The sequence below is a fragment of the Pantoea sp. C8B4 genome (assembly GCF_051336905.1).
Classification (GTDB): Bacteria; Pseudomonadota; Gammaproteobacteria; order Enterobacterales; family Enterobacteriaceae; genus Pantoea; species Pantoea rwandensis_B.
Window position 1 is genome coordinate 43,518 of sequence record NZ_JBGMNK010000018.1, and the last position, 12,057, is coordinate 55,574.

The 12,057-nt window shown below is 51.9% G+C and carries 14 protein-coding genes; 13 read left to right on the forward strand and 1 reads right to left on the reverse strand.

Translation table 11 applies throughout. The features are described 5' to 3' along the window. The first annotated feature begins 2 nt into the window (after positions 1-2). From ACCW76_RS18330 to ACCW76_RS18390, 13 genes are all read left to right on the forward strand, one after another. A complete protein-coding gene (locus tag ACCW76_RS18330; RefSeq protein ID WP_436339619.1) occupies positions 3-1,124 on the forward strand; it encodes a P22 coat - protein 5 family protein in 1,122 nt (373 codons plus the stop codon). A 46-nt stretch (positions 1,125-1,170) separates the two neighbouring features. After that, positions 1,171-1,563, forward strand: coding sequence for a hypothetical protein (locus ACCW76_RS18335; protein ID WP_436339620.1), 393 nt, complete (start codon positions 1,171-1,173; stop codon positions 1,561-1,563). A 1-nt stretch (position 1,564) separates the two neighbouring features. Continuing rightward, a complete protein-coding gene (locus tag ACCW76_RS18340; protein ID WP_436339621.1) occupies positions 1,565-2,209 on the forward strand; it encodes a hypothetical protein in 645 nt (214 codons plus the stop codon). Next, complete coding sequence (locus ACCW76_RS18345) at positions 2,210-2,785, forward strand: hypothetical protein (RefSeq protein ID WP_436339622.1); 576 nt, start codon at positions 2,210-2,212, stop codon at positions 2,783-2,785. Between the two features lie 67 nt (positions 2,786-2,852). After that, a complete protein-coding gene (locus ACCW76_RS18350; protein ID WP_436339624.1) occupies positions 2,853-4,406 on the forward strand; it encodes a phage tail protein in 1,554 nt (517 codons plus the stop codon). 32 nt (positions 4,407-4,438) lie between these two features. Next, positions 4,439-4,870, forward strand: a complete 432-nt coding sequence (locus ACCW76_RS18355; RefSeq protein ID WP_436339625.1) for a hypothetical protein — start codon at positions 4,439-4,441, stop codon at positions 4,868-4,870. A 9-nt stretch (positions 4,871-4,879) separates the two neighbouring features. Then, on the forward strand, positions 4,880-5,254 hold the full coding sequence (locus ACCW76_RS18360; RefSeq protein ID WP_436339626.1) for a hypothetical protein: 375 nt from the start codon (positions 4,880-4,882) through the stop codon (positions 5,252-5,254). A 181-nt stretch (positions 5,255-5,435) separates the two neighbouring features. Next, positions 5,436-5,873, forward strand: a complete 438-nt coding sequence (locus ACCW76_RS18365; protein WP_436339628.1) for a hypothetical protein — start codon at positions 5,436-5,438, stop codon at positions 5,871-5,873. A gap of 256 nt (positions 5,874-6,129) precedes the next feature. Further along, positions 6,130-7,059: a hypothetical protein gene (locus tag ACCW76_RS18370; RefSeq protein ID WP_436339630.1), complete on the forward strand. Its 930-nt coding sequence runs from the start codon at positions 6,130-6,132 to the stop codon at positions 7,057-7,059. Between the two features lies 1 nt (position 7,060). Continuing rightward, the gene (locus ACCW76_RS18375) at positions 7,061-7,390 is read left to right on the forward strand and encodes an STAS-like domain-containing protein (protein WP_436339631.1); all 330 of its coding nucleotides are present in this window, start codon (positions 7,061-7,063) and stop codon (positions 7,388-7,390) included. Positions 7,391-7,403: 13 nt separating this feature from the next. Beyond that, a complete protein-coding gene (locus tag ACCW76_RS18380) occupies positions 7,404-7,943 on the forward strand; it encodes a hypothetical protein (protein WP_436339633.1) in 540 nt (179 codons plus the stop codon). 738 nt (positions 7,944-8,681) lie between these two features. After that, positions 8,682-10,937, forward strand: coding sequence for a hypothetical protein (locus tag ACCW76_RS18385; protein ID WP_436339635.1), 2,256 nt, complete (start codon positions 8,682-8,684; stop codon positions 10,935-10,937). Between the two features lie 149 nt (positions 10,938-11,086). Then, positions 11,087-11,749, forward strand: coding sequence for a thioredoxin domain-containing protein (locus ACCW76_RS18390; protein ID WP_436339637.1), 663 nt, complete (start codon positions 11,087-11,089; stop codon positions 11,747-11,749). A 64-nt stretch (positions 11,750-11,813) separates the two neighbouring features. Here ACCW76_RS18390 and ACCW76_RS18395 read toward each other — a convergent pair whose 3' ends face one another. Then, positions 11,814-11,999: a general stress protein gene (locus ACCW76_RS18395; protein ID WP_436339638.1), complete on the reverse strand. Its 186-nt coding sequence runs from the start codon at positions 11,997-11,999 to the stop codon at positions 11,814-11,816. Positions 12,000-12,057 lie beyond the last annotated feature (58 nt).

Sequence of the window (12,057 nt, forward strand, 5' to 3'; positions counted from 1 at the left end):
GAATGGCCAACACCCTTACACAACTGATTCCCGACCTTTATCAGTCGCTCGACATTGTTTCACGCGAACTCTGCGGGTTTATCCCGTCCATTACGCTGGATGGTTCCGCCGAACGCGCGGCGCTCAATCAGCCGATCCGAATTCCACTGACGCCTGCATCCAAAGCGGATGATGTAAAGCCCGGGCAACTGCCTCCGGACGATGGTGACCAGATTATCGATAACGTGCCGCTGACCATCACAAAATCGCGCATGGTGCCGTTCCGTTGGGAAGGCGAACAGCAAAAGGGCATTAAGTCCGGTCCGGGCTACCACGGCATTCGCCGCGACCAGGTGACACAGGCGATGCGAACGCTGGTCAATGAAATCGAAGTCGATCTGGGGCAGCTCTTCCGTCGCGCCTCACGTGCAGCGGGTGAGGCGGGTAAAACGCCGTTCAAAGACACGCTTACCGATACAGCACAGGTGCGTAAAATTCTCACCGATAACGGTGCACCGCTTAGTGACCTGCAATGTGTCATTGATACGACCGCAGGTGCTGCGCTGCGCACCATGGCACAACTGACTAAGGCCAACGAAGCGGGCACCACATCGCTGCGTGCGCAGGGTACACTGCTCGAACTGCATGGTTTTACCCTGCGCGAGTCCGCAGGAGTAGCAACTCAATATTCTGATGGTTCGGAAATTGAAAAAATTGTCACTGAAACAGAACTCGATGGGGGGTTTCCGGCACTGCCATTAAAAGGCAAAGCGGCGTCAGGCGACATCATCATTGCTGGCCATCACAAATATATCGTCCATGACGTGACCAGTGGTGGTTCTGCAATTCTCTGCCATCCCGGACTCCTGGAAAATATTAAAAAGGGCACCGAGATTATGATAGTGAAAAAATTCACCGCTAATTTCGCCTTCAGCCGTTCCGCTATTATTCTCGCTACCCGTGCTCCTGCGCTGCCTGAAGAAGGAGATATGGCTGATGACCGCATCATGATCACCGACCCGCGCACCAACATGTCCTTCGAAGTCTCCATGTACAAACAGTACCGTCGCGTACGCTACGAAATCGCGGCGGCATGGGGGTGCCAGAACATCAAACCGGAACACACCGCGGTATTGCTAGGTTAGCCAGTCGATGTCGTGTCAGACAGCACTTCACTCTAAGAGGCAATTCATGCTGACTCCCCAACAGCAGGCTGACGCACGCCGGTATATGGGCTATTCGATGCTGGGTGATACCTCTCCGGACGAGCGCTCAGATGCGGCCTACGCGCAGGTGACGTCCGGACGATACCAGACGCTGGCTCACCGCCTTAATACGCTGCGCGCTGAGGAGGAAACCATTGTGGTGAACTACCTCATCACGCTGGCAGGACTTGAAAGCGGAATTGCCCGTGCGGCGGAAAATCTGGATACCGATAAAGCCGCTGTCTGGCAACGGAACCGCTCAGAGGTGTCAGACCGTACGCGTTTATACAACCAGTGGCGACGTCAGCTTTGTGGCTTGCTCGGTATTACCCCGGGGCCGTCACTGGGTAATGGGTCAATCCGACTGGTCAGGAGCTGATATGGATGCGTTACAGCTTTCAGCCAGGGTGAGTAAGGGCAATGGAAAGGCAGCAAAACGCCTTGGAAGTATCGCCCGTCATTACCGGGCAGTGAGTCCCTTTGGCCCGCTAAAAACGGACTCGCTGCAGTTACTTTCAGCGTCCTTCACGACTGATTACGGCTACATGCGCGCTGCGCGTTTTGGTCAGGCCGCCCGTATTGGTATTTTTGATGAAACGGGGTTTGAGGTCGGCGACATCCTGGTCTCAGAAGAAGAAGGCACGTTTTATGTGGCTGCCATGCCGCTGTTGCAGCCCATATTGTGTGTGAAAGCAGAGCGGCTGATTACCTTGCGGCGTTACGCAGCGAGTGGATCAAATGGAGGTCTGCAGGATTACGGTGGGACGACAGCTGCCAGTGAAACAGTAATCATGTCTGACTGGCCTGCAAGCATTCTGCTCAACCGTAGTGGTGAGCACAGCCCGTTAAAATTACCCGGAGAAACCCGCAGCGCCTGGTACGGCATTCTCATGCCAGCCTTCGGTAACCTGCATATCCATACCGGGGATTTCATGACCGATGATAATGGACTGCGCTATGTGGTCACCGGTACCGAACTGACTGATATGGGATGGCGGCTCACAGCGATGCGGTTGACTGCGTAAATGGCCAGTGTTGATGACGTCTCTCAATACCTCGCAAAGCGGGTCGCTGATGTACTTTATTCCGGAGGTACCGATGTCACTGCCATCATCGACGCCACCATCAAAATATACCCCGGCTGGCCATTGCCAGTACCGTTGCAGCAAGACATTGATGCGGGAGGTGTCCACGTGTCCGTCTGGTCACTCCCGAGTGAACGACGAGTTAATCCACCTCTGGGAAGACCCTTCCGGACTCTGCCGTTATCTGAGGACAACACCGGGCAGGCTGTGCGGGAACTTCGTCGGCAGATTAAGGATTTTCAGGTTACGGTCTGGGCACCCACGCCTTCGCTGAGAAACACGATCGGCACAGCGATTGATACTGCACTGTCAGAGCATTGTCACATTGACCTCGGCGATGGTGTACCCGCTCAGATGTTCTATGCCCGCCAGTTTGATTCAGACAGTGCTGAGAACTGGCATGTGTACCGCCGTGACCTGATTTTCAGTGTTAATTTCGCCACTACCCAGACCATCAGTGCGCCCGAGGTAACAAACATCACTGTTAATCTCAATGGCCACAACCTCAGGCCCTGATGCCTGACCTTCACGCATCAGCTGTCACAAGCAACCTGCATTACTGATTCAATATGGAGTAAAACGCATGCCGATTTATCCTTCCGGCAGCCTCAACACGTCTGCACTGACGGCACCGGATTTGTACGTGCAGGTTGTGCCGCCCCGCACACGATACATCAACGGCGTACCCACTGACGGACTGGGGCTGGTGGGCGTGGCCAGCTGGGGCCCGGTTAACAGCGCATTCCGCATCAGTTCTGATACGGATATGGGTTTCTTTTTGGGATCACCAAAATATCGCCAGTACGATTTAGCGACCGCTGCGGCGATTTCTCTGCAGGTTGGCGCCAATAACCTTATCTGTGTCCGTGTAACCAACGGTCGTGACACATCAGCCAGTGGCAGACTCTGCGAGAACGGTAGTAAGAATTCATTGTTGCTGACCGCACTTTACAGCGGCACGCGTGGCAACCAGATAAGCGCGGGCATCAGCAACGGTACCGCGGTCGGCTCCAGAAAACTCACCATCAGCCTGCCGGGTGTGAGTGCTGAAGTGTTTGATAACATCCGGGGTGAAGGGGATGCGCTCTGGAAAGCCATGGCTGATGCGGTCAACCAGGGGCAGCTCAATATTCGTGGTCCCAGCCAGCTTGTCAGGGCTAAAGTCACCGAATCAGAGGCGACGGCTCAGTCACCGGTGACTGAGGCCATGCTCAGCGGTGGTACCGATGGCGCCACAGGCATTAATGACACAACCATCCTCGGTCAGGACGGGATTGATACCCTACGTAAGGGTATGTATGCCCTCCGCGGTACCAACTCTCAGGTCATCAACCTCATCGATGTGACGGATAAAAATTGCTGGCCATCTATGGCTGCATTTGCGGCGTCAGAAGGGGCATATGCGATCGCGCAGGGTGCTGTCTCGACGGGCTGTAACGCGTTGTCCGAAGCCCTCAACAGTTCAGGCGTTGATGACTGGCACCTGAAACTGATTGTGGGCGACTGGCCGTCCTGGAAAGACACTTCCAACGGGATTAACCGGCTGATTGCGCCGGCTACATTTGAAGCGGCGAATATTGCATCCCGATCACCCCATATCTCCACTCTGAACAAGCGTATCCCAGGCATCATTGCGACTCAGCGCCAGCTGGACGGGCGACCTTACTCGGTACCGGAAATCGGGGCGATTAACTCTGCCCGACTTGATGTCATTACCAATCCCTGTCCGGGAGGTCATTACTTCGGGATGCGGTCGGGGCGTAACACCTCATCCAATCCGACCCAGAATGATGACACCTACACACGCATGACCAACTTTTTGTCGCTGACGATTGCTGCCAGTTTTGGCGGAGTGGTGGGTGACAATCAGACTGTGGATTTACGCCGGGAAACCAAGAGCACGCTGGAATCTTTCCTGTCGAATCTGGAGGCGCTGAAGATGATAGGTGACCCTAATGGCGGCCCCGCATTTGCCGTGCGCCTCGATGCCACTAACAATCAGGACTCACGCGTTGCTTTGGGGTACATGACCGCCGATGTGCAGGTTAAATACCTGAACGTGGTGCGCTATTTCCTCGTGAACCTGGAAGGGGGCGGTAGTGTGTCCATTTCCGTCTCAAACGAATCACCCCGCTAACACGCCTGCGCCTCTTAATCCGGAGATAAACCATGCCAACTCTTGGCTATACCGTGGGTCGTGATATCGCAGTCGATATCAATACGCATACGGGCAAGCTGCGCATTCCCAAAATCATGAGCTTTGACTCAAAGCCGCAGGTCTCAACCCAGAAGATTACGCCGCTGAACGGCATCACCGACGAGTTGCAAATCCCTGTCGGCTGGCACGGTACCATCACCGCAGAGCGTATGGATGCCACGCTCGATGACTTCTGGGCGAGGTGGGAGGACAACTACTTCAACGGTATCGATCAGCCCCGCGGCACCATTACCGAAACCATCACTGAAGCGAACGGCACGGTCAGCGTGTACCGCTATGAAGGTGTGTCGTTTCACCTCACCGATGCCGGCAACAAGCAGGGTGAGAAGACCGTTAATCAGACGCTGTCATGGACAGCCAGCCGTCGCAAAAAAGTTAACTGAGGATAAATCATGGTGCAGGTCAGAGTGCATGAAAACAAACAGCCCGCAGCGGCAGAATCAGCTGTTGAATCCAACCAGGTCAGGGACGCCGCCGGTCGCCTTATCACCCTGCGTGAGCTGGACCCGGTGCAGGAGTCCCGCCTGACGGTCGCCGTGGGTGCGGAGATGGCCATGAACGTGATGTACATGAACATGTATGCCTTCCCGGTGGCAGCCGTGGCTGAGATTGACGATGACGAATACCCGGTGCCGCAGAACCCGAAACAGATTGAAGGCGTTCTCGCCATCCTCGGTAAAGGCGGCCTGAAAGCGGTGACATCATGGCTGCGCGAGAAGTCGAAAGAGGAAGAAGACGAGGCCACAGAGACTGCCGCAAAAAACTAGCGAAGAACCCTGCATTCATCAATCAGTGCTGGCTGATGAAATCCGGGGTTCCGTTCAGCATTATTTTTCCTGGACTGACCGGGCTGATGCCGCATGAACGCATTGCAATGGGCGTGGTCATGCGTGAGTTCGACGGGGGAGTCTACAACTGGAACACGGGCAAGTGGGAGGAGGGTAACTAATGGATCTTGAGCAGTTTGCGCGGGAGCTGTCGTCAGCCTCCACCAAAATTGCGTCTGAGCTCGAACTTGGCTTTCACGTCATTGTGAAAGATATTGAGGAGACGGCCAAAGAAGAGATTGGCGTTTACCAGCCCGCTTATGGCCCGTTTGAAGCCTGGGCGCCCCTGGCAGCATCCACTAGGGCGGACCGTGTTCGTCATGGTTACACCGAAAACGATCCGCTGCTGCGCTCTGGTGAACTGAGAGACTCAATTGAAAGTGAAGTGGTTGGTCTGGTTGCCATCGTGGGCACGAAAAGTCAGATCGGATTCTGGCAGGAGGTGGGTACCGACCGCATCCCGCCAAGGCCATTCATCGGGCCTGCTTACGTGCGGAAGATTGACCCTTTGATGGAGTCGATTGGATTGGCGATATCGCGAGGTTTCAAAGCCTGGTAAAACAAAAGCCCGGCAGTGGTGGCTGACCGGGCTGGCACAATCCTGTGCCCAACATTTCCAATGAGAGCAGGTCTCATCACAGGGAAGTAAGAGACACTTTGAGCATAGTCGTTGTAATGGGGATTGCATGCGAAGCGGCACACTAGATTTTCTAGGATTTCATCAAGTTGGCATTAAACCACTTTTTAATAAAACACTTGATTTTTATACATGGTTTTAATTCTAATGTGATGACGTTAAGCGGTTGAAAAAATAAATGAAAAAGAAAACTGTCGCTACAATTGCAGCTCCTGCACGCATTTGCATTTACACTGATGAAGATCGACCAGTAACATTAAAATTTTTCAATGAAATCAATCAGAATGCGTTGTTTTTTCAGCGAAAGCTTGTTATAGACCTGTCTCAAGTAACTTATGCCTCAGCGGCGGCTTCGACGTTAATGTTTGCCATAGTCAATCGTGCACAATTAACTCAAGGGGATGCAAATTCGATTAGGTTTATTTTCCCTTCTAAAACGGAGAATGATAATGGTCACAGATGGATTGTGCGGACTGGACTGTCTAAGGCGTTGCTGGCTGGGAACTTAGACAGATTGACTGCACTGACGGAGAATGAACAGTACTTTCAGTCAGCTGTCAGACCTTATGAACAGTATCCAAAAACGGTAAACTTTTTGGACAAAGAAGCCGATTTATCTTTAGATCAGTTTTTGACATTATCAACAGCTATCAGTGAAGCAATGATAAATGTAGCCCATCATGCTTACCAGCATCCAGATATGGAGCCTATGCTCAAAAGCATGGGCGGTGATAGGTGGTGGCAATGTTCATGGTTCAGCCGAGTCACTAATGAGGTGTATTTCATAATTTGTGACTTGGGACTGGGGGCGGGCAAAACTTTCGCCTCTGGTAATGCTGTCAGTCCTTTCAGTGACGAATCAGATTGGGTAAAGCAGGCTTTTAGCTATGGCGGCACCAGATATGATGATCCTTCTAGAGGAAATGGCTCAGAGGATATGAAGCGACCAATTGGCGTAAGTAATTCAGATAATGAGAAATTACTGGTATTCACAGGCATCGCAATGTATGTGTATACTTCTGAGAATAATGATCCAGTTTGTACATCACTTCCTGACCATATCCCAGGAACATTGGTTCAATGGTCGCTGAAAAGAACTGGGAGTTAACATGACTAAGATATTGATATCAAAGGATTTTTCCAAGACGCCTTTTGGGCGATATCCATCTGATGGTCCAAATAGTGCAGAAAGATTCCGTAAAGAATGTTTAGTGCCTGCGTTTATAAATGCCACTTCACCCGTTGAAGTGGATTTTGATGGTATAGCACTGGCAATTGGTTCCTCTTTCCTTGAAGAAGCATTTGGTGGAATGGTGCGCAAGGAAGGTATTGATAAAGATAAGTTACGTAAGTTATTAATTGTCAAGAGTGAAATGCCTTTTTACAAACAGCAGATTTCAAGATTTATTGACAAAGCTGAACCTGAAAAAGTGATTTGAGATTTTTAGCCACATGACACCATTTACACTTATTTTGTCAATTTTAAGTCCCGCGTTGGTTTTGTTGGGATGGAAGGTCGTTTTTTTTAATGCAAAAAGAATTGCTACAAGAAGCGAAACGAAGTCAGTAGTGGATAGCAGTGTTAAGCTTGTGAACGAAATTGCCGAACTTTCAGTTGGTTATTGGGTGCCCAAGGTTCAGCGTGATGACGATCATCGTAAATTTTTACTGTCCGTTCTTGCTAAATCAAGTCAACTTCAGCGATACATAAACATTTTAAAGAATCGCGGCGTCATCTTAGACATGTCGCTACTATCATCGATTGCGGATGACGCAACATTAGATGCTGAGTATGCATCAGGTCTTGAAGATTCGTTAAGGGAAGTGAAAGCGCAAACCGTTGTTGAAACCTGCATGGGTGGGGTTTTGCACATTTTCCAAAAGTTTGAAGAGGTTTATCCGCCAATCAAAGAGATAAAGATGTACGATTATTTTTCTTGGTATGATGACCCTAATTACGTAACAACGGTTATTGATAAACAGCCCTCATAAGGGGCTGTTTTCACATTCCCGTCTTTCGAACAGGCAGATTAATTTCTTATCGATAGGGTGCCGTGGGCCACTTCCTGTAAGCGAAGACGTAAAGCATGATCAAGTGAATGCCTGGACAGGAGAGCAGTAGCGCCATCTTCCATCCGAAGCCTGCCTTCTGTGCCATGCGGAAGCAGGGTATGAACATCAAAAACCAGATGATTAAAGACAGGGCTGCAAGAGGGTTAGGCTTTTCCATTGAAAGTTCTCCTTGAATTGTATCCCTCTGTTATCGGCAGCCAGCCTTAATTATTCAGCAGAGTTTAGATTAGTTCTGTGCTTATGCAGCAACTCAATCTGCGCTAGAAGCCGTTTATGGGTCTCAATTGCATCCCATATCAAGTATTGTGTATCGCCGTCCCAATCCGGGCAGGCTGCCAGTTCTGAGCGAAATTGCCTTAATCTTATATGTATAGCTGCCACTTCGTCTCGGTTACACTTTCTGGCGATTCGAGAAAGCTCAGATTCTGAAGTGCGCCTATACATCGATTGAGCACACTGTTCCCTTTCAAACAGGCGGCCGAGTTTATCCATGATCGGAGCTCCTACTCCCTTTGATTTGCAAAGGTTATCGTCACAATAGCTTAAAAGTTCAGCGATTATTTCAACATTTATCACCTCCACTCTGACCAGCTCCGGCTGGTTTTTTTATACCCGCAAATCGAGGTCTCTTTGGATATTCAGGCTTACCGCGTAGCCGTGCGACTGGCGCTGGATGACCAGATTACGCGCAACCTGATGCAGGTCAGCCGGGATGCGATCGAGCTCAATAAGAAATTCGTCAAAATCACGAAAAACATCAAAGCACTGACCAGTGCTGCCAGAGAGGCGACATCCGCGCTAAGGGCGCTCAACCGTTCCCTTAATAATCAGTTTTCCGGCGCGGCCCGGGGCGCCCGTGATTATGCTGAGGCTATCCGCTCGGCTGCTGACCATACTCAGCGCATGAACAATGCCAGCAGGAATCTACCGATGCTGGCTGGTGGGTACGGCGCGGCCATGACATTGCCGGTTCTGGCCGCGGGTTCCGCAGCGGCAGGTGGGGGAGGCGGTTATGGCAACCGGGGAGGGGGACTGGCTCTGCCTCCGCCATCAGGTTCGGGAGCTGGCTGGAACGGATGGCACAACGGCGTGCCGCCGGGCGGATGGGGTGGTGGCGGTTCGGGTAACGGTGGCGGTCATGGTCGTCCTCCCGGCCATGGTTCGTATTCGGATGGCATGACTAATCTGGCCACCGGCTACTTAGGCTTCAAAATGCTCAGTGGCTTCGTAGATGAGGCTGCGCGCTACCAGACCATGACGGAGAAGTTTAAGCAGTTCGGCATGAGTCAGGCCGCAACCCGGGAAGCACAATGGTTCGCAGAAACGGCCAGCATTCGCGGTTCCTCCACCACTGACATGCTCAAGTATTTTATGGAGGCACAGGGCGTATTCAGTGAGTCAGGGGCAAAAAGCCTGGAAGACCAGCTGCGTGCGGCCAAAATGGCGGCCCCTGTGCTGGCACGAATCAACTTCGCCTCCCGTGGTCTCGATGAGCATCAGCGCGAAGTCACGGTGGCCAAACAGATGGACATGCTGCGCTTCACCGAAACGGCGGGTGGTCTGAAAAGCCCCGGGCGCTTTAACGAACTGATGGATGCGGCTTTCAAAGCCATTCAGTCTTCAGGCGGGAATGTCGATTTCACGCAGTATCGTCAGTTTATGGCCAAGGCGGGCACCTCCGCATTTAACCTGAGCATCAAGGCTTTATTTGCTGAGCTTGAGCCTATTATCGGCGAGCTGAAGGGCGGTGCAGCGGGTGAAGCGCTGATGACTGCCTATAACCGTTTAAACGGCATCATTAAGTTGCCGAGTCAGGTTTCCAGTGACCTGGTGAAAATGGGTGTCTGGGATGCCAGCAAGGTTGAACTCAACAGCATGGGTGGCGTGAAGCGTTTTCGGGGTAACCCGCTCATCAATTCGCAGCTGTTCAGCCAGTCTCCGGTTGATTACTACGAGAAGATGATTCTGCCCATCTACCATAAGAATCATTACACCGATGACCAGAAGCAGCGCGAAAACGCCCTGATATTTGGGCGCACCGGCGGCAAGATGTTCAACCTCATCGACAAGCAGCTGGAGACCATTCACCACCGCATTGACGCCTACGGCATCGCGCGGGGACTGAATGACGCCTATGGCGCCGTGGGTAACACCTATAACGGCAGGAAAATCGACTTTCAGAAAAAGTGGCTGAACCTGCAGCTGGTGATGGGTAAAGACGGTGGGCTGCTGGACACGTTCACTAAAGGACTGGATGGCCTGACGCACTCTTTGGAACGTATGACTGATATCGCACATAAACACCCTGATATGGCGAAGCTGGCGGGAAATACTGCGCTGGCCATCACCGGCCTGGCGGCCGCCAGCGGGGGCATCTGGGTCCTGAAACACGCGGCGGGTGCTTTGCTGTCACCCCTTAAGCTGGCGGGATGGGGCGTTGATATGCTCATCGGCAAAAGCGCCAGCACGGGACTGACCGGACTGTCTGCCGCACTGACCGGATTGCCGGCCATCATAGCCGCAGCGACACTTGCCGCCCTCTACCCGGCCAGCACGGTATCGCATAATCAGGAGATGAGGGAACGCGAAAGGCTTGCTCGTAAGAATGCACGAGACAACGGCGCGCCCTACAAACCCTGGATGCCGACACAGGCTGATTTCGATAACCAGCAAATGCATGAACAGACTTACCGTAAAACCGGCAGGTATCCGTCAGTACCGCCCGTTATGGCCAGCAAAACGGAACAGCCAGTCAATCTCCTGATGACGCATGAAGGCCGTCAGGTGCTGGTGGCCACCGTCATGAGTGGGATGAGCCGACAGGCAGCGAGAGCGCCATCATCCACCAGCGCTTTTGATTCATCCATGCTCATGTTGCATCCCGGTCAGGTCAGCAGCCTCATCGTTCCTTAAACTCTGCCTCGTTTAATTTCTCAGCGCCGAAGGTTTTCAGAATTCTGAATGCCGTTATCGCCATGCTGCGCGTTCTGGAGTGATTTCACGGTCACTTCTTTGACTGACGGAACATCGCTGAACTGAGCATGTGCATGGGGAACACGATAATGCTGAATAAAATCATTTTTTCTTTCGTGCTGATGTTTGTCGGCGCCGTATCTGCGTCACCTTACTTATCAGGCCATCAATCGGTCGAAAGCGCTCAAGCAACGAAAACCACTGTGTCGAAACCAGTGAGGTCTAACCGGGTTGAGACGTTGATTCACCATAAATTGCTCTACGATCCAATGTCTCCAGTTGTGGGCGCAGAGCATCCGGTATTGAAAATCGTCAGCTTCGTGAATTACGACTGCAAACACTGCAAACAGCTCGACAAAAATCTGGAAAGGCTTCTTAAAGCTTATCCCCAGATAGCGATTACCTATAAATTGATTTCCTATGGTTCCGAAGCATCGACGGCTGCCACGCGGATGGCACTGACGGTCTGGATTGAACAACCTGAGAAGTTTCATAAGTTCCACCAGGCGTTAATGGCCTATCCGAGCATGGCGGATGATTACCGCATTCGATCTGCTCTTTTTGATGCGAAAGTGAAGCTCAATAAGATCAGGCCAGATACACATCACATAATTGAGGTGAATAAGGAGTTGCTTCGGACACATCACTATTCTGGTACACCGACAACATTTATTGGTGATCGAGTTATATCGGGGGCGGTGCCCTATGAAGAGTTGAAGAATGCAGTAGATCAGGCGTTGAAGGACATGTGAGCCGGGCTAATGCCGATCGGGAAAAATTTAAGTGCCAGTCCCTGGCAAGCGATCCCTTAGCAAATCAGGCAGATGGATTAGCCGGGCGGCGGCTGACGCTGCCTCCTTTTCTTCCTGCTTCTACGGCCCTTTCAGGGTCATTTTTGAAGTTGCCCCCACTGGCTCGGCCTCCGCGTTTACCAGCTTCTCTTGCTCGCTGCGGATCGTTGGCGAAGTTTCCTGCGCCACCTCTGCGTTTTGGTTCATTCATAGTCAGACCTCATTTCAGGGTTCCATAAGATTTAAGGACCAGCCACTGACGAAAAAAA

Excerpts from the sequence above, each read along its gene's own strand:
- ACCW76_RS18360 (WP_436339626.1), top strand. The coding sequence starts at position 4,880 with ATGGTGCAGGTCAGAGTGCATGAAAACAAACAGCCCGCAGCGGCAGAA.
- ACCW76_RS18375 (WP_436339631.1), top strand. The coding sequence starts at position 7,061 with ATGACTAAGATATTGATATCAAAGGATTTTTCCAAGACGCCTTTTGGG.
- ACCW76_RS18340 (WP_436339621.1), top strand. The coding sequence starts at position 1,565 with ATGGATGCGTTACAGCTTTCAGCCAGGGTGAGTAAGGGCAATGGAAAG.
- ACCW76_RS18355 (WP_436339625.1), top strand. The coding sequence starts at position 4,439 with ATGCCAACTCTTGGCTATACCGTGGGTCGTGATATCGCAGTCGATATC.
- ACCW76_RS18390 (WP_436339637.1), top strand. The coding sequence starts at position 11,087 with ATGCTGAATAAAATCATTTTTTCTTTCGTGCTGATGTTTGTCGGCGCC.
- ACCW76_RS18345 (WP_436339622.1), top strand. The coding sequence starts at position 2,210 with ATGGCCAGTGTTGATGACGTCTCTCAATACCTCGCAAAGCGGGTCGCT.
- ACCW76_RS18365 (WP_436339628.1), top strand. The coding sequence starts at position 5,436 with ATGGATCTTGAGCAGTTTGCGCGGGAGCTGTCGTCAGCCTCCACCAAA.
- ACCW76_RS18350 (WP_436339624.1), top strand. The coding sequence starts at position 2,853 with ATGCCGATTTATCCTTCCGGCAGCCTCAACACGTCTGCACTGACGGCA.
- ACCW76_RS18335 (WP_436339620.1), top strand. The coding sequence starts at position 1,171 with ATGCTGACTCCCCAACAGCAGGCTGACGCACGCCGGTATATGGGCTAT.
- ACCW76_RS18370 (WP_436339630.1), top strand. The coding sequence starts at position 6,130 with ATGAAAAAGAAAACTGTCGCTACAATTGCAGCTCCTGCACGCATTTGC.
- ACCW76_RS18395 (WP_436339638.1), bottom strand. The coding sequence starts at position 11,999 with ATGAATGAACCAAAACGCAGAGGTGGCGCAGGAAACTTCGCCAACGAT.
- ACCW76_RS18330 (WP_436339619.1), top strand. The coding sequence starts at position 3 with ATGGCCAACACCCTTACACAACTGATTCCCGACCTTTATCAGTCGCTC.
- ACCW76_RS18380 (WP_436339633.1), top strand. The coding sequence starts at position 7,404 with ATGACACCATTTACACTTATTTTGTCAATTTTAAGTCCCGCGTTGGTT.